The 26,265-nt window shown below is 72.1% G+C and carries 28 protein-coding genes; 10 read left to right on the forward strand and 18 right to left on the reverse strand.

Annotated elements, in window-relative coordinates; genetic code table 11:
- Positions 1–10: 10 nt before the first annotated feature.
- Positions 11–451: a GNAT family N-acetyltransferase gene (locus ACZ7PG_RS30715; protein ID WP_470242611.1), complete on the reverse strand. Its 441-nt coding sequence runs from the start codon at positions 449–451 to the stop codon at positions 11–13.
- A 200-nt stretch (positions 452–651) separates the two neighbouring features.
- On the opposite strand from ACZ7PG_RS30715, the gene ACZ7PG_RS30720 reads away from it, so the two are divergent.
- Positions 652–1,818 (forward strand): hypothetical protein, encoded by a 1,167-nt coding sequence (locus ACZ7PG_RS30720; RefSeq protein WP_470242612.1) that lies wholly within the window; start codon positions 652–654, stop codon positions 1,816–1,818.
- Positions 1,819–1,948: 130 nt separating this feature from the next.
- Complete coding sequence (locus tag ACZ7PG_RS30725; protein ID WP_470242613.1) at positions 1,949–3,136, forward strand: cytochrome P450; 1,188 nt, start codon at positions 1,949–1,951, stop codon at positions 3,134–3,136.
- 44 nt (positions 3,137–3,180) lie between these two features.
- Here ACZ7PG_RS30725 and ACZ7PG_RS30730 read toward each other — a convergent pair whose 3' ends face one another.
- On the reverse strand, positions 3,181–3,306 hold the full coding sequence (locus tag ACZ7PG_RS30730; RefSeq protein WP_470242614.1) for a hypothetical protein: 126 nt from the start codon (positions 3,304–3,306) through the stop codon (positions 3,181–3,183).
- Complete coding sequence (locus tag ACZ7PG_RS30735) at positions 3,303–6,101, reverse strand: AfsR/SARP family transcriptional regulator (RefSeq protein ID WP_470242615.1); 2,799 nt, start codon at positions 6,099–6,101, stop codon at positions 3,303–3,305. The genes ACZ7PG_RS30730 and ACZ7PG_RS30735 overlap by 4 nt, the downstream gene beginning before the upstream one ends.
- A 139-nt stretch (positions 6,102–6,240) precedes the next feature.
- Here ACZ7PG_RS30735 and ACZ7PG_RS30740 point away from each other — a divergent pair, with 139 nt between their 5' ends.
- A complete protein-coding gene (locus ACZ7PG_RS30740; protein ID WP_470242616.1) occupies positions 6,241–6,705 on the forward strand; it encodes a hypothetical protein in 465 nt (154 codons plus the stop codon).
- Positions 6,706–6,802: 97 nt separating this feature from the next.
- Here the strand turns inward: ACZ7PG_RS30740 and ACZ7PG_RS30745 are convergent, their stop codons facing one another.
- The 4 genes from ACZ7PG_RS30745 to ACZ7PG_RS30760 are packed head-to-tail and all read right to left on the reverse strand — an operon-like array spanning position 6,803 to position 9,535.
- Positions 6,803–7,720, reverse strand: coding sequence for an NADP-dependent oxidoreductase (locus ACZ7PG_RS30745; RefSeq protein WP_470242617.1), 918 nt, complete (start codon positions 7,718–7,720; stop codon positions 6,803–6,805).
- Between the two features lie 44 nt (positions 7,721–7,764).
- On the reverse strand, positions 7,765–8,463 hold the full coding sequence (locus ACZ7PG_RS30750; protein WP_470242618.1) for an FAD-binding oxidoreductase: 699 nt from the start codon (positions 8,461–8,463) through the stop codon (positions 7,765–7,767).
- A complete protein-coding gene (locus tag ACZ7PG_RS30755; protein ID WP_470242619.1) occupies positions 8,463–9,071 on the reverse strand; it encodes a sulfite oxidase-like oxidoreductase in 609 nt (202 codons plus the stop codon). Before ACZ7PG_RS30755 ends, ACZ7PG_RS30750 begins: the two co-directional genes overlap by 1 nt.
- A gap of 29 nt (positions 9,072–9,100) precedes the next feature.
- A complete protein-coding gene (locus ACZ7PG_RS30760; RefSeq protein ID WP_470242620.1) occupies positions 9,101–9,535 on the reverse strand; it encodes a DUF5709 domain-containing protein in 435 nt (144 codons plus the stop codon).
- A gap of 190 nt (positions 9,536–9,725) precedes the next feature.
- Between ACZ7PG_RS30760 and msrB the strand changes: the two genes are divergently transcribed.
- Together msrB and ACZ7PG_RS30770 are read left to right on the forward strand one after the other, a co-directional pair.
- The gene (msrB, locus tag ACZ7PG_RS30765; RefSeq protein WP_470242621.1) at positions 9,726–10,193 is read left to right on the forward strand and encodes a peptide-methionine (R)-S-oxide reductase MsrB; all 468 of its coding nucleotides are present in this window, start codon (positions 9,726–9,728) and stop codon (positions 10,191–10,193) included.
- A gap of 52 nt (positions 10,194–10,245) precedes the next feature.
- Positions 10,246–10,806 (forward strand): MOSC domain-containing protein, encoded by a 561-nt coding sequence (locus ACZ7PG_RS30770; RefSeq protein ID WP_470242622.1) that lies wholly within the window; start codon positions 10,246–10,248, stop codon positions 10,804–10,806.
- A 22-nt stretch (positions 10,807–10,828) separates the two neighbouring features.
- Here the strand turns inward: ACZ7PG_RS30770 and ACZ7PG_RS30775 are convergent, their stop codons facing one another.
- From ACZ7PG_RS30775 to ACZ7PG_RS30795, 5 genes are all read right to left on the reverse strand, one after another.
- The gene (locus tag ACZ7PG_RS30775; protein ID WP_470242623.1) at positions 10,829–11,455 is read right to left on the reverse strand and encodes a TetR/AcrR family transcriptional regulator; all 627 of its coding nucleotides are present in this window, start codon (positions 11,453–11,455) and stop codon (positions 10,829–10,831) included.
- 81 nt (positions 11,456–11,536) lie between these two features.
- Entirely contained in the window at positions 11,537–12,133 is a 597-nt protein-coding gene (locus ACZ7PG_RS30780) for a uracil-DNA glycosylase family protein (protein ID WP_470242624.1), read from the reverse strand.
- Positions 12,134–12,279: 146 nt separating this feature from the next.
- Entirely contained in the window at positions 12,280–13,977 is a 1,698-nt protein-coding gene (gene ctaD / locus ACZ7PG_RS30785) for an aa3-type cytochrome oxidase subunit I (RefSeq protein ID WP_470242625.1), read from the reverse strand.
- Between the two features lie 373 nt (positions 13,978–14,350).
- Entirely contained in the window at positions 14,351–15,307 is a 957-nt protein-coding gene (locus ACZ7PG_RS30790) for an NADP-dependent oxidoreductase (RefSeq protein ID WP_470242626.1), read from the reverse strand.
- A 111-nt stretch (positions 15,308–15,418) separates the two neighbouring features.
- Positions 15,419–15,619, reverse strand: coding sequence for a hypothetical protein (locus ACZ7PG_RS30795; protein ID WP_470242627.1), 201 nt, complete (start codon positions 15,617–15,619; stop codon positions 15,419–15,421).
- Positions 15,620–15,715: 96 nt separating this feature from the next.
- Between ACZ7PG_RS30795 and ACZ7PG_RS30800 the strand changes: the two genes are divergently transcribed.
- Positions 15,716–16,432, forward strand: coding sequence for a DNA-3-methyladenine glycosylase family protein (locus tag ACZ7PG_RS30800; protein ID WP_470242628.1), 717 nt, complete (start codon positions 15,716–15,718; stop codon positions 16,430–16,432).
- Here the strand turns inward: ACZ7PG_RS30800 and ACZ7PG_RS30805 are convergent.
- On the reverse strand, positions 16,399–17,547 hold the full coding sequence (locus tag ACZ7PG_RS30805; RefSeq protein WP_470242629.1) for an MFS transporter: 1,149 nt from the start codon (positions 17,545–17,547) through the stop codon (positions 16,399–16,401). The two genes, ACZ7PG_RS30800 and ACZ7PG_RS30805, sit on opposite strands and share 34 nt — an antisense overlap.
- Before the next feature lie 194 nt (positions 17,548–17,741).
- Between ACZ7PG_RS30805 and ACZ7PG_RS30810 the strand changes: the two genes are divergently transcribed.
- Positions 17,742–18,488, forward strand: coding sequence for an SDR family oxidoreductase (locus ACZ7PG_RS30810; RefSeq protein ID WP_470242630.1), 747 nt, complete (start codon positions 17,742–17,744; stop codon positions 18,486–18,488).
- Between the two features lie 73 nt (positions 18,489–18,561).
- The gene (locus ACZ7PG_RS30815; RefSeq protein WP_470242631.1) at positions 18,562–19,506 is read left to right on the forward strand and encodes an NADP-dependent oxidoreductase; all 945 of its coding nucleotides are present in this window, start codon (positions 18,562–18,564) and stop codon (positions 19,504–19,506) included.
- A 17-nt stretch (positions 19,507–19,523) separates the two neighbouring features.
- Here ACZ7PG_RS30815 and ACZ7PG_RS30820 read toward each other — a convergent pair whose 3' ends face one another.
- The 5 genes from ACZ7PG_RS30820 to ACZ7PG_RS30840 form a co-directional block, all read right to left on the reverse strand.
- Positions 19,524–20,186, reverse strand: coding sequence for an RNA polymerase sigma factor (locus tag ACZ7PG_RS30820; protein WP_470242632.1), 663 nt, complete (start codon positions 20,184–20,186; stop codon positions 19,524–19,526).
- Between the two features lie 84 nt (positions 20,187–20,270).
- Positions 20,271–21,137 (reverse strand): aldo/keto reductase, encoded by an 867-nt coding sequence (locus ACZ7PG_RS30825; protein ID WP_470242633.1) that lies wholly within the window; start codon positions 21,135–21,137, stop codon positions 20,271–20,273.
- A gap of 44 nt (positions 21,138–21,181) precedes the next feature.
- Complete coding sequence (locus ACZ7PG_RS30830; protein WP_470242634.1) at positions 21,182–21,775, reverse strand: GNAT family N-acetyltransferase; 594 nt, start codon at positions 21,773–21,775, stop codon at positions 21,182–21,184.
- Positions 21,772–22,542, reverse strand: a complete 771-nt coding sequence (locus ACZ7PG_RS30835; RefSeq protein ID WP_470242635.1) for a GNAT family N-acetyltransferase — start codon at positions 22,540–22,542, stop codon at positions 21,772–21,774. The genes ACZ7PG_RS30830 and ACZ7PG_RS30835 overlap by 4 nt, the downstream gene beginning before the upstream one ends.
- Before the next feature lie 160 nt (positions 22,543–22,702).
- On the reverse strand, positions 22,703–23,206 hold the full coding sequence (locus tag ACZ7PG_RS30840; protein WP_470242636.1) for a DsbA family protein: 504 nt from the start codon (positions 23,204–23,206) through the stop codon (positions 22,703–22,705).
- Positions 23,207–23,288: 82 nt separating this feature from the next.
- Here ACZ7PG_RS30840 and nhaA point away from each other — a divergent pair, with 82 nt between their 5' ends.
- On the forward strand, positions 23,289–24,701 hold the full coding sequence (nhaA, locus tag ACZ7PG_RS30845; RefSeq protein WP_470242637.1) for a Na+/H+ antiporter NhaA: 1,413 nt from the start codon (positions 23,289–23,291) through the stop codon (positions 24,699–24,701).
- 31 nt (positions 24,702–24,732) lie between these two features.
- Entirely contained in the window at positions 24,733–26,142 is a 1,410-nt protein-coding gene (gene pdxR, locus ACZ7PG_RS30850; RefSeq protein ID WP_470242638.1) for a MocR-like pyridoxine biosynthesis transcription factor PdxR, read from the forward strand.
- Positions 26,143–26,265 lie beyond the last annotated feature (123 nt).

The raw sequence follows: 26,265 nt of genomic DNA on the forward strand, positions 1-26,265 counted from the left end.
GACGAAGCCGTTACTCAGGGCGGGAAAGAGGCTTCTTGAAGAAGACCGCCGAGTCGTCGTAGCCGAGGGCGCGGTAGAAGTCGCCGGCGCGCCGGGTCGCGAGGGCGAGGTAGGCGGCGCCGGCCTCGGCGGCCCATGCCTCCGCCCGTTGCATGAGTTCACGACCGACGCCGGCGCCTCGGGCCCGTTCGTCGACCATGAGTTCTTCGACCCAGGCCACCGGCCCGTTCGCGAACAGCGTGGTGTGGTTGTGGGCGAGCAGGTACCCCGCCACGTCCGTCCCCGGCGTGTCCGCGACCAGAACGAGGCTTCCCGGCGTGGTGAGCAGGATGCCGAACGACGCGTCGAAGGCAGCGCGTTCCGGCCGGAACGACGTGGCGAACTCCCGCACCAAGGACCAGACGCGGTCGCGATCAGCGGGTCGAGCCTGCCGCACCACGTGGTCAGCCATCACTCGTCGAGACTCTTGAGTACTACCGCAAAGCGAGTCAGCATCAGGAAACCGTCCAGGGAAAGGCGTTCGATGTCAGACGATAGCCGACGGCTGCGTTTCGGATCCGGGAAACGCACGGCCGGTGTTCGTCCTCACCGTCGATGGCGACGACCTGACCCGATCGGGCCAACGCCGCCGCCACCGGGGATCATCTGTCCATGCCGACATCATCACCGCGGGCGCGGGTCCAGCGGACCGAACGCTGGTTCCTCCGACGCGGGACCCCGACGATGATCGCCGGCTACGGCTTCGCCGAACACATCCTGCCGCGGATGCTGCCCGCACTCGCCTTCGTCATGCTCGCCAGCCTCGCCTGGCTCGTGCCGCTCAAAACCGCCGGCTCCGGCCGGTGGGTCCTGCTCGGCGTCGTCATCGCCGTGACCATCGCCGCCTGGGTCACGATCTCGCTGTTCGTCCGGCGCCTCCCCCGCTTCTCGCGCGCCGCGACCATCGCCGTCCTCACCACCTACGCCGCGATGCCGGTCGCCGTCCCGCTGCTGCAGCTCGCCTTCGACGGCGCCATCACCCTTCCCGGCGCCCGCGCGCTCGGCGTTCTCGCCTTCCTCGTCTTCTTCGCCGCCGCCTTCGCCGCCACCTACCTCGGCACCACCTACGGCTTCGGCACCCTCCTGCGCCAAGCCATCCGGCAAGCCGTCACCGATCTCCGCAACAGCGTCCAAGTCCTCGGGCGCGCCCTGCCCGTCCTACTCTTCGTCACCCTGTTCCTCTTCTTCACCGGCGAGCTCTGGCAGCTGATGAACCAGCTCGACTGGTGGCGCCTCGCCCTCGTCGTCGCCCTCTTCGGCGCCGTCACCGTCCTCGCCGCGGCCGCCCGCCTGCGCGAGGAGATCGGCCGCGTCGAACAGGACTTCAGCCCGCCCATGCTGACCGCCGCCTGCGCCGGCACGCCGCTGTCCGCCGTCACCCTCGACGGGCCCATCCGCGCGGTCAGCCTCAGCGGACGCCAGAAGCGCAACCTGCTGCTGGTGCTCGCCACCCGCCAGCTGGTCCAGGCCGCGGTCATCGGGCTCGCCCTGTTCGCCTTCTTCGTCCTCCTCGGCGTGATCATCGTGACCCCCGCCGCCGCCGAGCAGTGGATCGGCGCGAAACCGGCGATCTCCCCGCTGCTGCCCGGCGTCCCGGTCGCCCTGCTGCGCAACGCCACCCTGCTCGCCGGGTTCGGCAGCATGTACTTCGCGGTCACCTCGATGAGCGACACCGAGCACCGCAAGCAGTTCTTCGCCCCCCTCATCGACGAAATCGAACGCACCCTCGCCGTCCGCGCCGTCTACCTCACCCTGCACCGGGACTCCGTTTCGCCCTGACCGCCCCCGGTACACCCAAGCGTCGCCCAGCCACTGTCCTAAGTGGACCGACTCCGGTGCGGCGGGACGTCGTGCCCGCGAGGATGGAGTCGAGCCCCTCCAGGCGGTACGGTCCGTCCTGGAGGGTGCCATGAACGTGCGTTCCTACCCGTTCGGTCCGGTGGCCGGGCTGGAGATCGACCCGGCATACGGCCGGTTGCGCGACGACGAACCGCTGGCCCGTGTGAAGCTCCCCCACGGTGAGGAGGGCTGGTTGCTCACCCGGTACGACGACGTCCGCCTCGCGCTCGGCGACACCAGGTTCAGCCTCGCCCAGGCGGCCGTGCGGGACACCCCGCGGCTGGGCCCGCAGCGGATGGGCGCGATCCTGACCGACCTCGACCCGCCGGACCACACCCGGCTGCGGCGGCTGCTGGCGCACGCGTTCACCGTGCGCCGCGTCGAACAGCTGCGCGCGGGCGCGGAACGCCTGGCGGGCGAGCTGGTGGACGAGATGGAGAAGACCGGTCCGCCCGTCGATCTGCTGACGGCGCTGGCGGTCCCGTTGCCCGGCCTCATGGTCTGCGAACTGCTCGGCGTTCCGTACGAAGACCGTGACCACTTCCAGGAGCTGGCCGCGGCGTTCATGTCCGTCACGGCGCTGACCGACGACGAGAAGATGGCGCGGCTGGGTGAGCTCGGCGGCTATCTGGCCGGACTCGCCGACCTGCGTCGCGAACGCCAGGAAGACGACCTGATCAGCGCACTCGTGGTGGCGCAGGAGGACGGCGACCGGCTCACCGCCGACGAGCTCGTGCAGCTGACGGTGATGCTGCTCGGCGCCGGGTACGACTCCACGGCGAGCCAGATCGCGAACTCCGTCTACGCCCTGCTGCAGTTCCCCGACCAGCTGGAGCTGCTGCGCTCCCGGCCCGAGCTGATGCCCGGCGCCGTCGAGGAACTGCTGCGCTGGATCCCGGCGCAGGAGGTCTCCGACATCCTCCCCCGGTACGCGCTGGAGGACGTGGAGCTGAGCGGCGGCACCGTGCGCGCGGGTGAACCCGTGCTGCTGGCCAAGCACGCGGCCAACCGCGACCCGCGCCACTTCCCCGATCCCGACCGGCTGGACGTGACCAGGAACGCCAAGGGACACCTGGCCTTCGGCCACGGGCCGCACCACTGCATCGGGGCCCAGCTGGCGCGCATGGACATCCAGGTGGCGTTGACGGCGGTGCTGGCACGGTTCCCCGGACTGCGGACGGCGGTGCCCGACGACGAGATCGAGTGGAGGACCGGCATGGCGCTGCGCGGGCCGATCACCTTGCCGATCAGCTGGTGACGCGGCCCGGCCGGGGTCTCACGTGTTCGACGGCCGCGGCCGGGCTACTCCCAGCACCCGATGCAGTCGGGCCGGGACACCGGCCCGGCCGGCTGTGCCGCGGCCGCCGGGGCGACCGCCAGGACCGCCGCGACGACCGCGAGGCCGGCGAGCGTGAGGATCTTCTTCATTTCTCCCCCTTGTGGTGAACAGCGGAAACTCGAGTACGCCCGGCGCGGGCGGCGCCCAGCCGGCCGAGCTGACGCTCGACCCGTTCGCCCTCTTCGACCCGGCCCTGACCCCGGTACAGCTCCAGGGCTTCCTGCCACGCTTCGCGCGCTTCGCCGGTCCGGCCGAGGGCTGCGTGGGAAACGCCGAGGTGGTCGAGCGTTTCGGCGGACGCCGGGAGGTGGCCGAGACCGCGTCGGAGGGTGAGCGCCCGGCGGTGGAGGTGGATGGCCTCGTCGTGGTTGCCCGCGTCCTGTTCGAGGCGGGCGAGCCGGTCGAGGCTGTCGGCCTCCCCCGCCGCGTTGTCGTGGTCGCGATGCAGGGTCAGGGCGGCGTCGAAGTGGTCGCGCGCGGCGTCGTGGTCACCGAGCCGGGCGGCGTGCCGGCCGACCGCGTTGTGCCCGTGGGCCGTGCACACCGGCAGGCCGAGGTCCTCGAACAGGCGCAACGCGCGGTGGGCGTGGGTCAGCGCCAGCTCGTCGTCGTGCCGCTCCAACGTCCGGGCGAGTGCCTGGTGGACGTGGCCCAGTTCGTAGCGGTCGTCGTGGTCTCCGGCGAGGCCGATGGCCTGCCGCAGCTGCCGGGCCGCCTCCTCGCGCAGTCCCGACGCGGCGCACGCGCGCCCGAGGTGCCGGCGGGCGACGAGCGCCGGAGCCCGGCCCGGCAGCGACGTCGCCGCGTGGACCGCCGCCCGCCATCCCGCGAGACGATCGTGGCGGTGGCCTCGCCGCTGGCGGGCCGTGTCGGCCGACAGGGCCAGCCACCACACGATCTCGTGCCGGTCCCGGCTCGCGGCGGCGTCCTGGGCCGCGAGCAGGGTGGCGCGCTCGGCTTCGAACCACACCATGGCGGCCTCGGCATCGGGCACCTCGAGGATGTGCGGACCGGGCTCGGGCGGCGGGAGGTCGACGACGCCGCGATGCGTGTCCAGCACCAGACCGGCGTGGTAGGCGGTGTGGGCACAGAAGTCGAGAACCCGGCGCACCGCGGCGTCCCGGACGTCCTCGGGCAGCTTCCGCGCGATTTCGGCCGCGTAGGCGCGGACCAGGTCGTGCATCCGGTAGCGGCCGTCCGGGTCGTGCTCGAGCAGCGACATCTGCTCGAGGCCGCGCAGCACGGCCCGGGCGCGTGCCGGCGGCAGCCCGGTCAGGTTCGCCGCGGTGGCCAGGGCGGCGTCCGGTCCCGGCGCGAGGGCCAGCAAGCCGAACGCGGTGGCCTGGTCCTCGGTCAGCGCGTCGTACGACGAGGACAGCACCGCGGACAGGCTCGCGGCCGGGTCGTCGTCGGCCAGGCCGTCGAGGCCCGACTCCCGCAGCTCCCCGGCCAGGACGGACAGCCGCGTCCCGGCCCGGCCGGCGAGCACGCTCAACGCCAGCGGCAGGCCACCGCAGACGCCCACCAGGTCGTCGACCGCCTCGCGCTCGGCGTCGACCCGGGCGGCGCCGAGCCGGGCGGCCAGCAGCTCGCGGGCGTCCGCCGCGGGGAGGACACCCAGCGCGACGCTGCGGGCGTCGTGCGCCGCGACGAGGCCCGCGAGCCCGTTGCGGCTGGTCACGACCACGGCGCAGGACGCACCTCCGGGCAGCAGCGGCACGACCTGGTCGGTGCCGGCGGCGTTGTCGAGCACCACCAGCAGCCGCTTGCCCGCGGTCAAGGTGCGGAACAACGCCGACCGGCCGTGCGGGTCCGGCGGAATCGACGCCGGCTCGACTCCGAGCGCGGTGAGGAAGCCGAAGAGCGCCGCGGCCGGGGTCATCGGCGCGCCGGCGCCGAAGCCGCCGAGGTCGGCGAAGAGCTGGCCGTCCGGGAACCGGTCGGCCCGGCGGTGCGCCCAGTGCAGGACCAGCCAGGTCTTGCCGAGCCCACCGGTGCCCCGGACGACGGCGAGCATCATCGTTCCGCCGGCCGTCGCGGCGTCCAGCGTGGCGTCGAGCCGGTGAAGATCGCCGGCGCGGCCCACGAACGACGCGGGCGCGGCCCGGAGCTCACGCGGCACCGCCGAGCGCGGCGGTGGGCCCGGCTTGCCGGCCCCGGCGGTCAGGAGCCGGCGGTGCAGCTCCTGCAGCGCGGCGCCGGGGTCGGCGCCCAGCTCCTCGACGAGGCGGGCACGCACCCGCCGGTAGTGGTCCAGCGCCTCGGCGGTCCGCCCGGCCTGGTGCAGCGCCAGCAGGAACTGGCCCGCGATGCGTTCGTCCAGCGGGTGCGCCTCGGCGCGCGCCGCCAGCTCGTCCACGACGTCCTCCCCCAGCCCCAGCCGGAGCTGGGCATCGGCGAGATCCCGCGCCGTGGCCAGCCGTTCCCGTTCCAGCTGCTCGCGTTCGGCTTCGGCCCAGTCGCCCGCGAGCCCGATCAGCGCTTCTCCCTGCCACAGGCCCACTGCTTCCGTCAGCAGCGCCGTCGCGCGCTCCTCGTCGGCGCGGGCACTCGCCCGCAGCTCGCGACACCGGAGTAGGTCCACTGTGGACACTTCGGGCTCGGTCACCAGGACGTAGCCGCCGGAGCGGCGGGCGAGGGCGACTCCGTCGGCGCCGGCCAGCGCTGCCCGCAACCGCGAGATGTAGCCGTGCAGGGTGGTCCGTGTCCGCGACGTCGCGCCGGCGCCCCAGACGCGCTCGATCAGCCGGTCCGCGCGCACCACCTGACCCGCTTCGAGTGCCAGCACCGCGAGGACGCATCGCTGCCGCGGGGTGCCGAGGTCGATCGGACGCCCGTTCACGAGCACGTCGACCTGGCCCAGCAACCGCACCACCGTGCCCACGGGCCGTCCCCCCTCGGCAAGTCCCCGTCCCAGGGTAGCCGACCAGGCGTTACAAGCTCGCCTGCAGAAATCCTGACGAACGCCCGGACACGATCATCGGCGATGCCGGCCCCAGCCGGCACGGAAGGGGAGCATGACGATGAACAGACTGAAGCGACGGCTCGCGTCGGCGATCGCGGTCTCCGGGATCGTGGCGACCGCGGTGCTCGGCGGGGCGGCCACCGCGTCGGCGACCGACCCGGCCGACGCCCCACCCGGGTACGCCGGGCCGTACGCGACGTGCAACGGCGCGGCGCTCCCGCCCCTGCAGCTGTCCGGGACGCCCGGCTACGTCCAGCTCTGGCTCGACCGGTCCGGCAGCGGCACCTGGTGCGCGAAGACCTTCGACAACCTCGCGGGCGACCACCACACCGAGATCATCCTCCAGCGGGCGGACTGGCAGACCCGCTGGTACGACTCGGGGACGTATTCGACCTACGCGGGCGGCATCTACGTCTCCGGCGCGAACACCCACTGCACGCGCGTCTACGGGGAGGTCACGGTGAACGGGGTAGCCCACCGGCTCCCGACCAGCGATGGCTGGGTGACGGTCTGCGCGAACTAGCGCGGGGGCGGGTTCCCGGCACGTTCGCCGTCCGGTGAGCGTGCCGGGGACCGGGGTGGAGCTGTGCACGAACCTCGGGGTATGCCCTGGATGACCGCTACGGACGAATGCGGATGATCGTCTTGCCCTTGACCCGCTCCGCCGGGTTGAAGGCGGCGACGGCGTCGTCGATGGCGGCAACCCGGCCGATGTTCGGCTTCAGCCTGCCCTCCCGAACCCGCCGGACGATCTCGCCCAGCTGACCGCGGTCGGCTTCGACGACGAAGTCGACCGCCCAGCCGTCGGCGGGCCGCGCCTCCGGCGGACCGGCGATCGTCACCAGCGTTCCCCCGGCCCGGACCAGGTCCGCCGAGCGCTTCTGGATGTCCCCGCCGAAGACGTCGAAGACGAGGTCCACTCCGCCGACCTCCTCCAGCGAGTCGTGCTCGAGGTCGACGAACTCCCGCGCCCCGAAGTCGAGCGCCGCCTCACGGTCGGCGGCGCGCCCGGTGCCGATGACGTACGCGCCCGCCTCGCGCGCGAGCTGCGCCACCATCGAACCGACCCCGCCGGCCGCCCCGTGCACCAGGACGCTCTGCCCCGCCTCGACGCGGCCGTGCACGAACAGCCCCTGCCACGCGGTCAGGCCCGAGATCGGCAGGCTCGCCCCGACCGTGAAGTCGACGTCCCCTGGCAACGGCGCGAGGTTCCGCGCCTCGACGGCCGCGTACTCCGCCAGCGTGCCGTCGCGGGTCCAGTCGGTCAGGCCGAACACCCGCTGTCCCACCGACAACCCCCGCGTGCCGTACCCGAGCGCGCTGACCACGCCGGCCAGCTCGTGCCCGGGCACCGACGGCGTCCGGTCGCGGCCGAGCCGGTCGGCCCAGGCCGAGGGCCACGTCAGCTCACCCGGGGTGAACCCCGACGCGTGCACCTCGACGAGGACGTCGTTGCCCGCCGCCTCCGGTCGCGACCGCTCCGCCACCGTCATCCCGGCCGTTCCCGCGGCCTGGTCCGTCACCACGATCGCCTTCATCCCTTACCTTTCCGCATCGATGGGTCACCGCCACGACGACCGGGTCAGCCGGTCGGCCCGAACCGGCTCACGCGGATCCGCTCCGCTTCGACTCCGACGTCGGCGAGCAGACCGGTCGCCGCGTCGCAGAACCCTTGCGAACCGCAGACGTAGACATCGCGATCCGCGGCGGCCAGCGGCCGGAGGTCGTCGGCCGTGAGGCGGCCCACGGGCCGGGCACCGCCCGCGGGACCTCGGCGCGTGTAGACGACCGTGGTCTCCGGTCCGGTTATTTCGTCCGCGTAGTACAGCTCTTCGGGCGACCGGACGGACACGATCAGCCGCATCAGGCCGGCTCGGCCCGATTCACGCGCCAGCCGCAGCATGGACATGAGCGGGACCACCCCGGAACCCCCGGCGACGCCCAGGATCGGCGCGTCGCCGTCCCAGGAGAAGAACCGGCCGATCGGGCCGCGGACCTGCAGCGTGTCCCCGACTTCGACCACGTCGTGCAGGAACGCCGACACTTCGCCGTCCGGCAGCTTCTCGACCGTGAGCTCGATGTCCTCGCCGCCGGGCGCGCCGGCCACCGAGTAGTCGCGCTGGGCGTGGTAGCCGTCCGGGGCGGTCAGCCGGACGACGTAGAACTGGCCGGGCCGGTGCGTCCGGGGTTCGGTGAGCCGCAGCCGGAACGTCCTCGCGTGCGGGGTCTCCTCGCCGATCGCGGTCACGACGCCGGTCTGCCAGGACGAAGCCGTGGCCATCAGTCGCCCTGGTAACGCTGCTCGAGCCACGGGTCGCCGTGGTCGTGGTAGCCGTTGCGTTCCCAGAAGCCCTGCTGGTCCTCGGCCATGAAGTTCAACCCGGACACCCATTTCGCGCTCTTCCAGAAGTACAGGTGCGGCACCAGCAGCCGGGCCGGGCCGCCGTGGATGTCGTCCAGCGGTGCGCCGTCGACGTCCCACACCACCCAGGCGCGGCCGTCGACCACGTCCTCGATCGGCAGGTTGGTCGTGTAGCCGGTGTGCGACCGCGCCAGGACGTAGGCCGCGTCGTCGCGCACCCCGGTGACTTCGAGCAGGGTGTCGACGGAGACGCCGTCGAACCTCATGCCGAACTTCGACCACGTCGTGACGCAGTGGATCGCGCCCTCGTACCGGTCACCCGGGAGCGCTCGGATCTCGTCCCACGTCCAGGTGGTCGGCGTGTCGACGAGGCCGTCGACGGTGAAGGTCCACGTCGCGGTGTCGATCGACGGCGTCGCTTCCGCGTGCAGGACCGGCCAGTCGTCGCCCGCGTCGTACTGCCCGGGTGGCAGCCGGGGGTCGTGGCCGGCGCGCCCGCGCCCGACGAAGCCTCTGGTGATCACCATCTGCCTGTGCCTTTCCGGTGTTCCGGCGGTCATTCCGGGACGATGTGGACGGCCGCTTCTTCGGCGGACGCCGCGGCGCCGTCCAGGCCGACGTCGGAGGCGAACACGTAGGGGTACGCCTCGTCCGCGTCCGGGTTCTCGACCAGCCGTCCGGCCCGCGTCACGCCGACCTGGTCGTCGTACGGTTCGCCGTCGGTGTCGGACGCGTCACCGAGCCCGTCGCCCCGGCCCGCGACGTCGAAGACGTCCGGCAGCTCGCGCGCGAGCCGTTTGCCGAGCTCTTCGTGGCCGGCGGCTTCGCGCGCCGTCGTGCCCCAGTCGAAGACCGCGATGGGGTGGTCCGGCGGCCTGTAGCCCTCGTCCAGCACGTCCACCACGCCGCGGTCCACGAGGCTGTCCTCGGGTTCCAGCAGACCGTTGTCCAGGTCGAAACCGCCGTCGTAGTCGTCGGAGTCGTCACTCATGGGTTCTCGCATTCGGTCCGCCGCTTCGTTCCCGGTGACCCTAGCTTGCTTGGACTATTTAGTCCATATTGAACGAGACGTCGGCGCCAGTCCTTACGAAAGAAGAACGCCCGCGCCGACCGGCCGTCCGACGGAATAGCGCGGGTGCGCCGCACGTCTGTACCCCTGCACGTCCAAGGAAGGGAGAGCTGTGCCTCAGCAGGCCGACTACCACAAGAGCCCGGAAGCCGTGACGCGACTGGATCCGGAGCAGTACCGCGTGACCCAGCAGGACGGCACGGAACGTCCGTTCGCGAACGCGTACTGGGACAACCACGAGCCCGGCATCTACGTCGACGTCGTGTCCGGCGAGCCGCTGTTCGCTTCGGTCGACAAGTACGACAGCCGGTCCGGGTGGCCGAGCTTCACCAAGCCGATCGTCAAGGCGAACGTCGTCGAACGGGAAGACTTCGGCCACGGGATGATCCGGGCGGAGGTCCGTTCGCTGCACGCGGACAGCCACCTCGGCCACGTCTTCGACGACGGCCCGCTGGACAAGGGCGGAATGCGCTACTGCATCAACTCCGCGTCGTTGCGGTTCATCCACCTCGACGACCTGGAGGCGGCGGGCTACGGCGACTACCGCACCCTGTTCACGAGCGACACCGACGGCAAGTGAGGTCGCCGGCGCGCGAACTCCGGTTCGCGCGCCGGGGCGAGTGAGGAGAGCCATGCCGGAACCGCCCGCCACGATCTCGGCCCCGGTGGAGATCGTCGCGCTGCTGGTCTCCCCCGCGCACGCCTTCGAAGGCCGTCCCGCGGACGGCCCGCGGCCCGACCCGGGACCCCCCGCGCGCGACGAGGTGACCATGCGCGCCGGGCTCGGGCTCGTCGGTGACCGGTACTTCAACCAGCCCGCCCACCGGCGGGCCGCCGTCACCCTCTTCGCCGCGGAGTCGCTCGACGTTCTCGCGCGGGACCTCGGCCTCGCCGCGGTGCCGGACCCGCACCTGCCGCGACGCAACATCGTCGTGCGCGGGTTTCCCGTCGACGAGCTGGCCGCGCCGCGGGGCGGGACCGGGGCGGTGTTCGGCCTCGACTCCGGGGCGGGCGAAGTCCGGTTCCAGGCCTATCGCCCCGCCCACCCGTGCGCCTGGATGGATGTGGTGCTGGCGCCCGGCGCGTTCCGCGGGCTGCGCGGGCACGGCGGCGTGCGCTGCGCCCCGCTCGACGACGGAATCCTGCGGGTCGGCCGCGCGACCCTCACCGTGGAGCGCTCCCCCGCGGCATGAAGCTCCCGCCGCGACGCGGGGTTCAGGGCTGGAAGCTGCGGATGTGGTCGATGGCCATGTCGAGCGCGATGCGCATCGGCTTGACGTCGTGTTCGGTCTGCGCGAGCAGGTACCCGCCCTGCAGGGCACCCATCAGGCCGATGGCGAGCCGCTCGGGGTCGGTGTCGGGCCGCAGCTTCCCGGCGTCCCGCATCCGCCGCAGGCCGTCGGTGAGCAGACCCTGCCAGGTCTCGAAGTGGCCCGCCAACGCCGACCGCGCCCGCTCGTTCTGGTCCGAAAGCTCACTCGCCAGCGAACCCAGGCGGCAACCGTGAGCCCCGTTGCGGAGGGCACTGCGCTGGACGATCGCGTCCCGCCAGCGCTCCAGCCCGCGGATCGAATTAAGCCGCCGTAGCTGCTCCCCCTGGAGAGTCAGCACTTCTTCGGCCTGGACCTCGATGACGTCCTGGACCAGGGCGTCCTTGTCGGGGTAGTGGTGGTAGAGCTGCGACTTGCTGGTGCTGCTCGCCGCGCGGACGTCGTCGAGCGTGGTGGCGGCCACCCCTTTCACCGTCATCAGGTCGACCGCGGCCCGCAGAATCCGCGCCCTGGTCGCCTCACCACGCGCCGTCCGCCGGACCGGCCTCACAGCGCTCTCCGGTTCCACCACGGCACCACATTATCGCACCGGCGCGGATCGGCGGCCTTCGCGCGGCGGAAGACGGACCTTCCGGACCAGTTGCCGGCGCCGTCACCCGCGACCCAGCGCGAGCGCGACCCGGCCGGCCAGCGCGGGGACGACCTCGGCCTCGAACCACGGGTTCCGGGCGTGCCAGCGGTGGTTCAGCGGTGACGGGTGCACCAGCGGGAACTCGGCGGGGAGGTATTCGCCGTAGGCCCGCACGGTCTCGGTGAGGTTCGCCTTGGCCCGGCCGGCGAGGTGGAACCGCTGCGCGTACGTGCCGATGAGCACGCGGAGGGTGACGTCGGGCATCCCGGCCAGGATCCGCGGATGCCACCGCGGCGCGAAGTCCCGGCGCGGGGGCAGGTCACCCGTCTTGCCCTTGCCCGGGAAGTAGAAGTCCATCGGCACGATGGCGAACAGCCCGGGATCGTAGAACTCCTCGTCGCGGACCCCGAGCCACGAGCGCAGCCGCACGCCGCTGGCGTCGTCCCACGGGATCCCGCTTTCCTGGGCTCGCCACCCCGGCGCCTGACCGATGATCACGACCCGCGCGGACGGCGACCCGGCCCACACGGGCCGGTAGCCGAGGTCCCGGGCCCACGCGTTGGAGGGGTCCGACGTCAGCTCGTCCACGACCGCGCGCACAACGTCTGCCAACTGCACTCCGGTTTCGTCGTCGGGATGGTGGGGCGCGGTTCGCCTGACCGGGACGATACTCGAAGTGGACCATCTCGTCCAATCGGGCCGTAGCTCCTCGCCGGTGGGCCGCGTGGGGCGCTGTGTCGTCTCGCCCTCGACGCGCTCCCCGCCTAAGGTCGCTGCTTCCCGAAGAAGCCGATCTCGCCCTCGCTGTGCATGCGCTCGATCATGTGCGGGTAGTGCAGCTCGAACGCCGGCCGCTCGGACCGGATCCGGGGCAGCTCGGTGAAGTTGTGCCGCGGCGGCGGGCACGACGTCGCCCATTCGAGCGAGTTGCCGTAGCCCCACGGGTCGTCCACCGTGACGATCTCGCCGTACCGGTAGCTCTTGAAGACGTTCCAGATGAACGGCAGCGTCGAGGCACCGAGGATGTACGCACCGATCGTCGAGATCGTGTTCAGCGTGGTGAAGCCGTCACTGGTCAGGTAGTCCGCGTACCGGCGCGGCATGCCCTCGGCACCCAGCCAGTGCTGGACGAGGAACGTGCCGTGGAAGCCGATGAACGTGGTCCAGAAGTGCCACTTGCCCAGCTTCTCGTCCATCATCCGGCCGGTGATCTTCGGGAACCAGAAGTAGATACCGGCGAAGGTCGCGAAGGCGATGGTGCCGTAGAGCACGTAGTGGAAGTGCGCGACGACGAAGTAGCTGTCGGAGACGTGGAAGTCGATCGCCGGCGCGGCCAGCATGATGCCGGTCAGGCCGCCGAAGAGGAACGTGACGATGAAGCCCATCGAGAAGATCATCGGCGTCTCGAAGGACAGCTGGCCCTTCCACATCGTGCCGATCCAGTTGAAGAACTTCACGCCGGTCGGGACCGCGATCAGGAAGGTCATGAAGGAGAAGAACGGCAGCAGCACGGCGCCGGTGGCGTAGAGGTGGTGTGCCCAGACGGAGAACGAGAGCGCGGCGATGGCCAGCGTCGCGAAGACCAGTCCTTTGTAGCCGAAGAGCGGTTTGCGGCTGAACACGGGAAAGATCTCCGACACGATCCCGAAGAACGGTAGCGCGATGATGTAGACCTCGGGGTGGCCGAAGAACCAGAACAGGTGCTGCCAGAGGATCACGCCGCCGTTGGCGGGGTCGAACACGTGCGCGCCCAGCCGGCGATCGGCCTCCAGCCCGAAGAGCGCCGCGGTGAGGATGGGGAACGCGACGAGGATCAGGATCGACGTCACCAGGATGTTCCAGGTGAAGATCGGCATCCGGTACATCGTCATGCCGGGCGCGCGCAGCGAGATCACGGTGGTGACCATGTTGACCGCGCCGAGAATGGTACCGAGGCCGCTGACGATCAGGCCCATGATCCACAGGTCGGTGCCGGGGCCGGGGGTGTGCGTGGCTTCCGACAGCGGCGTGTAGCCGGTCCAGCCGAACTCCGCCGCGCCGCCGGGGGTGAGGAAACCCGAGACGACGGTCAGGCTGCCGAAGAGGTAGAGCCAGTACGAGAACGCGTTCAGCCGCGGAAAAGCGACGTCGGGCGAGCCGATCTGCAGCGGCAGGATGAAGTTCGCGAAGCCGAACAGGATCGGGGTCGCGTACATCAGCAGCATGATCGTGCCGTGCATGGTGAACAGCTGGTTGTACTGCTCCTGCGACAGGAACTGCAGGCCGGGCCGCGCGAGCTCGGAGCGGAGCAGCATCGCCATCGCCCCGCCGACCATGAAGAAGGCGAAGGCCGTGACGAGGTACATCACGCCGATCTGCTTGTGGTCCGTCGTGCGCATCAGCCGCAGCAACGCCGAACCCTTCACGGAACGGCGCACGGGGTAGGGCCGCGTGACGATGGGGCCGGGGGCGGTGGTCTTCATGGTTTCTCCAGCTTCTCGCGCATGCCGGCTCGCCTCACCCGGGGAGCCGGCCGAGGGACTGGATCGACGTCCGGCGAGGCTCGGCGGCCTCCCCGAGGCGTCGTTCGAGCGCGCCGGTGCCCCGGGTCGGCGTGGTCGGTGAGCTCATGCTGCATTGGTGTCGCGCGCGGAGCCGGTCTTACGCCTCGAGCCGGAAAGGCCGCCGCCAGACGAGGGATCGGGACCACGGGGTCGGCCAGGACGAGGATTCCCGCCGACGGCAGCACAGTGTTGACCGCCCGGTCGGCATGGGGCCGGATCGCGAGAGCCCACACCCCGAGGACGAGCACGGCGGTGCCGAATGAGCCGGCCGGACGAATCGACCTGTCACCGCTCAGAGCACGACGGACTTCGACGACCACCGGTCCGTGACCAGGACGACCGGACCGCCGCCGGCGCCCCGGACCACGCGCTCGAGCGCGGCCGCTGCCTCGGCCAGCGGCAGGGTGGTGCCCACCGGCAGGGTCAGCTTGCTCTCGCCGAGCAGCGCGCTCAGCTTCGCGAGCTGGGCGGCGTCCGGGCGCACGTAGACGTTAGCGACGCCGATGCCCCGCGCGGCGGGTGGCGGGTCGCCGGTGATCGTCGCCAGGCGGCCGCCTTCGCGCACCGCCCGGAGGGTGTCGGCGCTGCCGCCGGCCACGGCGTTCAGGGCGGTGTCGACGCCGTCGCCACCGGCCCACTCGCGGACCCGGTCCGGCCAGCTCTGGTCGTGGTAGTCGACGACCTCGGCCGCGCCGGCCCGGGCCACCCGGGCGGCGCTCGCGGGTCCGGCGGTGGCGATCACCCGGGCGCCCCGCAGGGCCGCGAGCCGCACGGCCAGCCCACCGGTCGCGCCGCCCGCACCGTGGACGAGCAGCGTCTCGTTCTCCGCGACGCGAAGGGATTCGGAGAGCGCCTGCTCGGCGGTCAGGGCCGGCACGGGGAACGCCGCCGCCGTCTCCCACCGCACGCCCGGCGGTTTCGCCGCGACCAGTTCGGCGTCGACCACCACCCGCTCGGCCCAGCAGCCCTGGTGAAGCAGCGGGAGCGGATGGCCGAACACCTCGTCACCCGGCCGGAAGTCCGTCACGGCCGAACCGACCGCGACCACCGTCCCGGCCACCTCCACACCGAGTGCCATCGGCGGGGTCGGCCCGACGTCCCACCCACCCGAACGGACGATGTCGTCCCAGTTGCCGACACCGGCCGCAACGACCTCGATCACCACTTCGCCCGGCCCGGGGCCGCCGGGCTCCGGCAGGTCGAGCAGCTCGACCCGGCCACCGATTTCCCGCACACCAGCGGCAAGCACCACGATTCTCCGCCTCACATCGAGCAGCGAGCCACCGAGGCCGGTGGCCGTCCCGGGTGGGACACTCCTTCTGCGTCCGCTGCGCGCGCCGTCTTACCCCCGGGGCCGGGATCAGGCCTGGAACGCCCGGATGCCGTCGAACGCCCTCGTGAGATGCTGGTTCATGAGCTTGTCGAGATCCATGGCGAGCTGCCTTTTCTTTCGGGTGATGGGTGGATACGTCAGTTCTTGGCGCCGGCGATCAGTTCGCCGATCGACGGGCTCTGGTTCGCGCACCGGCCGGTGGACAGCCAACCGTGACACGTGGATCACCCTCCGATGGTGTGTGAGTCTTGAGCGTCGGGCCGGAGCCGGCTCTTACGGCTTACTCTGGACTATATAGTCCACAGTAAGACCGAGGAGAAGAGCATGGACGTTCGGCCGGGCCCGGGCGCCGGCGAGCTCGTCGAGCACATCCCCGCCGAACTCGGTGCCCACGACCACCCCGAGGAGTTCCGGCCCGCCCACCCCGTGCTCGAACGGGCCTGGCGTCGGCTGCCGGGCCTGCGCGTACCCCGCACGGGCCGGGTGTTCGAGGCGCTCGTGCCCGCGGTCCTGGAGCAGCGGGTCGTCAGCCTGGACGCGCAGGCCGCCTGGGCCCGGTTGGTCTTCGCCCACGGCACGCCGGCGCCGGGTCCCGCTCCCGCGGCGATGCGGGTCGTGCCCTCCCCCGGCGGGTGGGCGGAGATCCCGATCTGGGACTGGCGACGCGCCGGAGTCGACCTGCTGCGCTCGAGAACCGTCGTGCTCGCCGCCCGGCACGCGGGCAAGCTCGACCGTGCCGCCGCCGACCCGGCCCGCGCCTACCGGCTGATGTCGGCGATGCCGGGTGTCGGGGTGTGGACCGCGGCGCAGGTCGGGCACCGCGCGCTCGGTGACGCCGATGCGCTGCCGCTCGGCGACTTCGGCCTCGGCCGGATGACCGGCCTGGCGCTGGCCGGCCGGCCACTGGCCGACGAGGAGGTCGAAGCGTTCTACCGGCCGTGGCGGCCGCACCGGTACCGGGTGGTCCGCGTTCTCGAGCTCACGCCCCGCATCGCGCCGCGGCGCGGTCACCGGGCCCCGCGCGCACGGCCGTTCCGCTGACGGTCGCGGGCGGCGACCACGGTGTACACGGTGGCGACGAAAGCGAGCACGCCGTACCCGACGGCGATCTGCGGGAGGGAGAACGTCGGGGAAAGCCGGCCGGCGACGAGGGCGGGAATCGTCGCGCCGCAGTAGGAGAAGAGGTAGACGACCGTGAAGATCGGGGCCCGGTCGGCCACGCCGCTGCCCGCCAGCAGGCCGCGGGTGGCGGCGCTGATCGCGATGCCCTGGCTCGCCCCCGCGACGACGGTCGCCGCGAAGAACAGCACCAGCGCGCCGGTCGCGATCGCCGCGATGATGCCGATCATGCCGGCCAGGAACCCGAGCATGCCGGCCCGCTGCGCCACCGCGGGCGCGAACCGGCCGCTGAGCGGCGCGCCGAGCGCGCTCGATCCCATGTAGGCGGCGAACACCAGCCCGAGGGCGAGCGGGCTGCGCGTGTGGAGCTGGTCGGCGACGAGCGCCGGCACGAACGCCTGGTAGAACGCCCCGGTCGCCCAGGTCGCCAGCAACACCGCCGCCGCGACGGGGACCCGGTGCCTGACCCCGGCCGGGACGCGGACCCGGGGACGCAGCGAGCGCCGGAGGCCCGGCGCCGGGGCCACGGTTTCCGGGCTGACGAAGACGAGCACGGCGGACAGCAGGAGCAGGCCGATCACCGCGAGGTAGATCAGCTCGCGCGGCCAGGGACCGAACTGCACGAGCGCACCGGAACCGATGGCGCCGACGGCGAGCCCGAGCATGACCGTCTGGCTCGACGCGACCGAAGCCAGCCAGGCCGGCCGGGCCGGTGCGGCGTCGACGATGTAGGAAGTGAGACTACTGCTGGCCAGGCCGGCACCGAAGCCCATCAGGAGCCGTCCCGCGATCAGGACGCCGACGTCGTGCACGTCCAGCAGGACCACACAGCCGAGCAGGAGCAGGCCGAGGCTCGCGATCGAGGTGGGCCGCCGCCCCAGGTGGCCGGAAACCCGGCCCAGCACCAGCAACGTGCCGAGGGTGGCGGCGGAGTAGGCGACGACGGTGATCGAGATGTCCGCGTTGGTGAAGCCTTCCTCGGCCCGGTAGACGTTGAACAGCGGGATCGTGGACCCCACGGCGGCGAACGCAGCCACGAGCGACACCACTCCGGCCGGAAAGGCCGAGGAAAGCCGTCCACCACGCCGGGCGACGCCGGTTCTCGGTACCGCGTCTCGCATCGGGTAACCCCTCTCCACCGGACCGGTCTCCGCTGTTTCACGTTGGACTATACAGTCCTCTTTGCGGCACACTGGCCGACAAGACGACCAACCACACGGGAGCGATGACCATGTCGGCACGGACGGCCCTGATCACGGGCGGCACCAGCGGGATCGGCAAGGCAGCAGCCGAAGCCCTGCACAGCCGCGGATACCGCGTCGCAGTCACCGGGCAACGTCCGGAAAGCGTCGCGCGGGCCCGGGAGGAGCTGCCCGAGGACGTTCTGGTCCTGCGGGCCGACGCGCGCACGCTCGCGGACACCGACAAGGTCGTGGCCGAAGTCGGCGCCCGGTTCGGAAGCTTGACCACGCTGTTCCTGAACGCGGGCGTCAGCCTTCCGATGACCCTGGACGACTGCGACGAAGCCGCGTACGACGAGGTTTTCGCCGTCAACACCAAGGGCCAGTTCTTCACGCTCGCCAAGGCGTTGCCGCTGCTGACCGACGGTGCTTCCGTCATCGTCACCGTCGGCATCGGCGCCACCCGCAGCCTCACCGGCAACAGCGTCGCGGCCGGGTCGCACGGGGCGATGCTGGCCATGCTCCCGACCCTCGCTCTCGAGCTCGCCCCGCGCCGCATCCGGATCAACGCGGTGAGCCCGGGGTTCACCGACACCCCGATGACGCGCACCGCGCTCGGCACGCAGACCGACGACGTCGCGGGGACGATGACGGCGATGGCGGAGAAGAACCCGTTCGGCCGCCTCGCCCGGCCCGAGGACATCGCCGGCACCGTCGCGTTCCTGGCTTCGGACGAGGCTGCCTACGTGACCGGCCAGGAGATCGTGGTGTCCGGTGGCGCCGGGCTGGCCATCTGAGTCCGAAGGAGCCGCACACCATGGACGGACGGAAGCTGCAGCAGACACCGCGCACGAAGGGAAGTGGTTGCACATGAAGGCGATCGTGGTGACGGACGAGGCCGCGGGCCGGGCGGGGATGACGCTCGCTGAGCGCCCCGCGCCGGACGTGGCGAAGCTCGCCGACCTCGCCGGAGCGAACTACGGCGATGTGGTCGTCGAGGTCCACGCGTCGGGGTTCACCTGGGACGAGCTGTCGTGGCCCTCGACGTGGATCGACCGGCGCGGCCGGGACCGGACGCCGTCGATCCCCGGGCACGAGGTGGCCGGCGTGGTTTCCGCGTTGAGCTACGGCGCCGCCGGGCTGTCGGTCGGGCAGCGGGTGTTCGGCCTGACGGACTCGACGCGCGACGGAACCCTGGCGGAGTACGCGGTCGTCGAGGCGCGCAACCTGGCGCCGCTGCCCGGCGACGTCGACTTCACCACCGGCGCGGGCATCGTCATGTCCGGCCTCACCGCGTGGCAAGGCCTGTTCGTGCACGGCCGCCTGGAGGCGGGACAACGTGTCCTCGTGCACGGTGCGGCCGGCGCCGTCGGCTCGATGGCGACGCAGCTCGCGCGGGAGGCGGGCGCCTACGTCGTCGGCACCGGGCGCGCGGCCGGCGAGCGGACCGCGCGCGACTTCGGGGCGAACGAGTTCGTCGACCTGGAGAACGACCGGCTCGAGGAGGCCGGCGCCGTGGACCTGGTGTTCGACGTGTTCGGCGGCGACCTCGGGGCGCGCTCGGCGCGTCTGGTCCGGACCGGCGGAACGCTGGTCACGATCGCCGGCCCGCCCGAGGTCCGGCCCGCCGACGGCCGCACGGTCGACTTCGTGGTCGAGGCCGACCGGACCCAGCTGGGGGAAATCGTGCGGCGGGTGCGCGACGGGCGAGTGCGGCCCCACGTCGGGACCATCGCGTCCCTCGACGACGCCGTCGCCGCCTTCAACCCGGCCGAGCGACGGAAGGGAAAGACGATCATCCGCGTGCGCCCGTAGCGGGAGCGCGGATCCGGTCAGGACAGGAAGTCGTGCGCCACCAGGTGGGCGCGGATGTTGCGCCGGGCGTCGAACATCGCCTTGTAAATGGCGTTGCGGTTGGTGTCCAGCTCGGCCGCGAGGGCGTCCATCGGGACGTTGTCGATGGCCAGCGCCACGAACACGGTCCGCTGGCGCTGGGTCAGCGCGTTCTCGATGGCTTCGCCGAGGGCGGCCCGCAGCTCGCCGGCCTCCACCTGGTGCGGCGGTTCGTCGCCGGCGGCGGCCGGGGCCCGGTCGGTCTCGCCGCCGTCGGGGAACACCCGGCGGTCGCGCCAGAAGTGCCGGCCGACCTTCGTCGACACCTCGAGGATGACGAACTTGAACGCCCAGGTCTTGAACTGCGCGTCCCCGCGGAACTCGCCGATCTTGCGGGTGATCCGCATGAGCGCGTCGGCCGCGGCCTGGTGGGCCAGGTCCTCGAGTTCCGGACCGGTCAGCCGCAGGATCGGCGACCGGCGCAGGGTCTCCCGCCGCGCGATCTTGAAGAGCATCGCGTACAGCCGGCGACAGGCGGCTTCGAAGTCCGGGCCGCCGGGACCGAGTTCCCGGACCCAGGCGGCGGACTCGGGGTCGAAGCTCCGCCCGTCGACCACGACCCGTCCGCCGACCTCCGAGGCGTGGAGCACACCTGACGTCATGCCGTCTCCCCTCTCCACGATCGATCTTCGGCACCGTCACCAGGCGGCGAGGCGGCACAGGGGCTGCCACGCTGAACACCCTGGTTACGGCCGAGGCGCCATCCGGTCGAGGTCGGCGACTTCGGCCGCGGTCAGCCGGATGTCGGCCGCGGCCACGTTCTCCTCCAGGTGCCGGACGCTCAGCGTGCCGGGGGTGGGGAGCAGTGCCGGTGAGCGGTTCAGCAGCCAGGCCAGCGCGATCTGCGCCGGCGGGACACCGCGCCGCCGGGCCGTTTCGGCCACCGGGCCGTCCTCGCCGGCCAGTGCCCCGGTCGCCAGCGGGAGCCACGGGATGAACCCGATGTGCGCCGACTCCGCGTAGTCCACGAGCGGGTCGGCCGTGCGGTCGACGAGGTTGTACTCGGCCTGGACCGTCGCGATGTCGGCGTGTTCCCGGGCTTCCCGCAGTTCGGCCAGCGTCACCTCCGCCAGCCCGATGCACCCGATCTTCCCCTCGTGGTGCAGCTCGGTGAGCAGGCCGAGCTGGTCGGCGATCGGCGCGTGCGGGCTGAACCCGTGCAGCTGGAACAGCGGGATGCGGTCCAGCTTCAGGTAGTACAGCCGCGTCTCGATCTGCTTGCGGAGGAACGAAGGCCGCGGCAACGGCTCCCACTCCCCCTGCGGCGTCCGGAGCAGCCCGCCTTTGATCATCAGCAGCAGGTCGTCGGGGAACGGGCTCAGCGACTGGGCGATGAGCTCCTCGTAGTCGAAGGGCCCGGACGACTCGGCGACGTCGATGAGGTTCACCCCGAGGTCGACCGCCTCCCGGAGCACCCGCTTCGCTTCCGCGGCGTCTTCGGGATGGCTCCAGACGCCGGACTCGCTCATCCGGGCGGTACCGAGCCCGAGCCGGGTGATTTCGTGGCCGCCGATCGCGTAGGTACCGCATCGGTCGGGAAGGGTTCCGGGCATGGTCGTTTCTCTTTCGGCGCGTGGTCTGTCGATGTCGGTGTGGATCAGCTGTCGGTGAGCACGCCCGGGCGCGCCGGCACGTCCAGGTCGTACCGGCGCAGGCGGAACACGTCGAGCCGCGTGTCGTAGTACTTGCCGGTCTGCCCGACCCACTCCAGGCCCATCCGGCGCACGGCCGCCGCGGCGCGCCGGTTCGCGGGGCGGGAGACGGCGAAGATCTCGTCCACGCCGGCGTCGAACGCGTAGTGGGCGACCGCGTCGCCGGCTTCACCGGCGTACCCGTGGCCCCACCGGCCCCGGGCGATCTGGACGCCGATCTCGAGGTCGATGTCGTCGGGCGGCAGCGGCAGCAGCGAGACCGCGCCCACCACCCGCCCGCCGGCGCGTTCGGCGACCTTCCAGCGGCCGACCGGCGGCTCGGCGGCCGGACCGGCCGAGACCCAGCCGTCGAGAAGCCGCCGCATGGCGGCCAGGTCCGGCACCCGCGCCATGGCCGGCGCCAGCCACCGGGCCACTTCCCCGTCACCGAAGATGCCCAGGGCCGCTTCGGCGTCGGAGGTGCTCCACGGGGTCAGAAGCAGGCGAGCGGTCCGGATCCGCGGTCCGTCGATTTCGACCGCGTGCGATGCCCCGGTCAACTCCGCACTCGTGGCGCGCGCTCGGGCACCGTCTCCCGTCCGGGGAAGCGGCCGTCGACCAGGTCCCCGTATTCGGGGTGGTCGGCGATGTAGTCCGCGACGAACGTGCAGTAGTTGGTGAGCTTCTGGTCTCGGGCGCGGAGATCGTCCAACGCGTGCTTCACGAGCCGCGTCGCGATGCCCCGGCCTCGGTACCCGGGTTCGACGATCGTGTGGCTCAACGTCACCCGCTGCCCACCGCGCGGCACGTGGTAGACGATCATGCCGACGACCTGCCCGTCGACCACGGCTTCGTACGATCCGGTGTCGCCGTTGCGTCGGACGTCCATCTCGGCGGTCATTTCACTTCTCCTGAGGTCTTCTCTCGGCGGTTCGGCCGAACGGCACGGTGAGGTGCCAGGGGAATCTTCGAGCGGGGAACCCGGCACTTCGAACGTCGTGGTCCACTCGCTCCGGGCGGCGTCGCCCTCGGAGAAGGTCAACGTCAGGGTGCAGGGCCCGGTCCGGGGCGCACCTCGGCCGGCAAGGTGGATCACGTCCGGGATCATGCTCAGCAGGACCGCGTTGACGTGGAGCTCGCGGTGGCCGTCCGCCGTGTTCCCGCCCGGCCGGTGGGTCGTGGCGAGCATGATCTCGGTTTCGCCCAGCACCTGTGCGCTGATCGAGAGTTCCCACGGCGGCGGGGGATCGCCGCCGCCGGTGGTCACGACGGCCGAGGACAGCTTCAAGGCCGCCGCCCTCGCCGCGAAACCCAGCTGCTCGGTCACCGTGATGGCCCTTCGCTCGGCGCGGCTTCGTTCTCCGGCGCTCATCATGCCTCAAAGAGAACTATTTAGTCCAGTTTTTGGATGCAGACTCCGCCACTGTAGGGCATATCAAGATGACTACTGGACTGCTCGGTCCATCATTGCCGGACGAACAACCCCGTCACGACTGCGGCCGCACCGCCGAGCGGAGGGCCGGGAAGCTGACCCGGCCCCGGTAGACGCGGCCGTCGACGAACAACGCCGGGGTGCCCCGGACCCCCAGCTCGGCGCCGGAGGTGTAGTCGGCCACGACGGCGGGCCGGAACCGCTGCACGGCCTCGCCGGTGACCTCGCCCGCCCCGGTCCGCGCCGCGTAGGCCCGCAGGTGGACGTCCGTCAGCTCACTCTGGTGGGTGAGCAGCAAGTCGTGCATCTCCCAGAACCGCTCCCCCGACGCCTCCGCGGCGAGCGCCGCGGTGAGCGCGTACGGGTGGATCGTGAAGATCGGGAAGTGACGGAACACCAACCGGATCGTGCCGTCCGAGCCGTCGACCAGCCTGCGCAGCTCGGGTGCCGCCGCGGCGCAGTACGGGCACTCGAAGTCCGCGTACTCCACCACGGTCACCGAAGCCGCGGGATCGCCGTACACGTGGCGGTCCGGATCGACCTCACTCGGTGTCGTCACAGGCGATCCCTCCGCGCGACGGGTCCATTCGGGACAGTGCGCGCCCGACGTTACCCGGTGGCCCGTCGGGCATACTCGGCCTGTGAAGCCCGACTCGAGCCGGTTCACCGAAGGACTCCTCCCCCAGCTGCCGGCCATGGCCCGCCGCGTGAACACCCCGCTGCCGTACGTCACCGCCGGGTTGCGCCGGTTCCTGCTGACCGAAGCCGGCAGCGCGGTCCTGCTCCTCGCCGCGACGGCGGCCGCACTCGTCTGGGCGAACGCCGCGGGCGCGAACTACGACGCGTTCTGGGGGATCCAGGCGGGCGTGGAAGCCGGCGGCGCGCACTTCACGCTGGACCTTCGCGCCTGGGTGAACGACGTGGCCATGGTCGTGTTCTTCGCCGTGGTGGGCTTGGAGATCAGCCGGGAGGTGTCCGTCGGCGAGCTCCACGACCTGCGCTCGATCGTCGTCCCGGCCTGCGGCGCGCTCGGCGGGCTGGCCCTGCCCGCGATCATCTACTTCGCTTTCGCCGGTTCCGGCCCGGCTGCCGCCGGCTGGGGCATCCCGATGTCGAGCGACACCGCGTTCCTGATCGGCGTCCTGGCGCTGTTCGGTCCCCGCTGCCCCGACCAGCTGCGGCTCTTCCTGCTCACGCTGGCGATCGGCGACGACATCGGGGCGATCGCGGTGATGGCCGTGTTCTACACGCACCACGTGTCCGTCGTGGCGCTCGCCGCGGCGGCGGTGCTGGTCCTGGCGCTGCTCGCCCTGCGCGCACTGGGCGTGTGGCGGCTGACGCCGTACCTGGTCGCCGGCGCCGCGTTGTGGGTGGCGGTCGACGCGTCCGGCGTGCACCCGACCCTGGCCGGCGTGCTCATCGGGCTGCTCGTGCCGGCCGGCGCGGTCGACGGTCACGCCCGCGAACGCCTCCGCCTCTACGGGCGGGCCGTGATCGAGCGCGCGGACCCGACGCGGGTGCGGCTCGCCACCACCGCGATGAAAGCCACCCTTTCGGCGAACGAGCGCCTGCAGGCGATCCTGCACCCGGTCAGCGCCTTCGCGATCATCCCCGCGTTCGGTTTGGCCAACGCCGGCGTGCGCCTCGACGGCGACGCCTTGCGGGCGGCGGCTTCCTCCCCCGTCACCCTCGGCGTCGCGGTCGGCCTGGTCGCCGGCAACACCCTCGGTATTTCCCTGGGCGCGGGGATCGCACTCCGGACCGGCATCGCGACGTTGCCCGGCCGCGTCCGCTACAGCCACCTCATCGGTGGCGCGATGCTGGCCGGGATCGGCTTCACGATCGCGTTGTTCATCACGGATCTCGCGTTCACCGATCCCGGGCTTCAGCAGCAGGCCAAGGTCGGCGTCCTCGCCGGTTCGCTCTGTGCGGCGGTCCTGGGGTCGGTCGTGCTGCGGTTCCTCGGCGAACGGCTCCCCCTGTGCTCCTTCGACGAGCAGTTCGCGCTTCCGGAGCTGCCCGAAGGCCCGTGGCTGGACCCGAGCGTGGCCTAGCGGCATCGTGAGCGGCCATTATCGTTGACCCGTGAGCGACCGAACGGCCGAGCGCCGTCCCCGGACGACGGGTCTCGACCTGCACCTGGGGCGGCTCGAGGGGAACGTGCGGGCCAGCCTCACGGACGCCGTCCGCGAGGCGATCCGCGCCGGCCGGCTCGCGCCCGGGACCCGGCTGCCGTCGAGCCGTGCCCTCGCCGCCGACCTGCAGGTGGCCCGCAACACCGTCGTCCGGGTCTACTCCGAGCTCATCGACGAGGGCTGGCTCACCGGGCTGCAGGGTTCCGGCACCGAAGTTGCCGAACGGGTGGCCGACTTCGTCGACGAACGACCTCGGCCGGCCGACACCCGCTCGCGGCCGGGGCACGACCTGCGGCCCGGGCACCCGGACCTGTCGTCGTTCCCGCGCGACGAGTGGATCCGCGCGGTGAAGAAGTCGGTCGGCACCACGCCGTTCGAGGCGTTCGGCTACACGGATCCCCACGGCCGCGGCGAACTCCGCGACACCCTCGCCCGGTACCTCACGCGGGCCCGCGGGCTGCGCGCGCACGCCGGCAACGTCGTCGTGTGCGGGGGCGCCGCGGAGGGGCTGCGACTCGTCGCGGCCGCGCTCGCGGCGGCCGGGGTGACGCGGGTGGCGGTCGAGGAGTTCGGCCTGCCGTCCCAGCACCGCACGCTGGCCGGCGCCGGGCTCGAAACCGTTCCCCTCGCCGTCGATGCCGACGGCGTCGACCCGGCGGTGCTGGACGGGTTGCCGTCGATCGGGGCCGTCCTCCTCACCCCGTCGCACCAGTTCCCGCTGGGGGTCGCACTGCGTTACGACCGGCGCGCGGCCGTCGTCGAGTGGGCCCGCCGGCGCGGCGCGCTGGTCATCGAAGACGACTACGACGGCGAGTTCCGCTACGACCGGTCCCCCGTCGGCGCCCTGCAGGGCCTCGACCCCGAGCACGTGCTGTACCTGGGCACCGCGAGCAAGTCGCTCGCGCCGGGCCTGCGCCTCGGCTGGCTCGTGCTGCCGGACCGCCTCGTCGGCGCGATCGTCGCCCAGAAGGGGGAAACGGAGGAAACCGTCGGGTTCGTGAACCAGCTGGCGATGACCGAGTTCGTGGAGTCGGGCTCCTACGACCGGCACATCCGGGCGATGCGCGCGCAGTACCGCCGCCGGCGCCGGCACCTGGTCGAGACGCTCGCCCGGCACGCGCCGGAGGTGCGAGCGGCGGGGATGGCCGCCGGACTGCACGTCGTGCTCGAACAACCCGGGCGCACGGGCGGCGAACTCGTGCGCCGGATCGCCGCCGAGCAGCTGACCGTCGAGCCCCTGGACTTCTTCCGGCATCCCGGCGCCGCCTCGGACCGCGACGGCGTGGTGATCGGGTTCGCCGCACCCTCGCCGAGCGGGTGGTCCGGCGTGCTCGACGCGCTGATCCGCGCGCTCACGTGACCCGAGTGGTCCCCGCCCGCGCGTCCCAAGTGGACCCAGGTGCCGGCCCCGGCCGGAGCTAGCCTCGCGGAAAGGCCGGCACAGGACGCGGCCGCCCCGTTGCCCGCTCACCACGAGGACTCA

It is taken from the genome of Amycolatopsis sp. NPDC114504, from assembly GCF_055633595.1.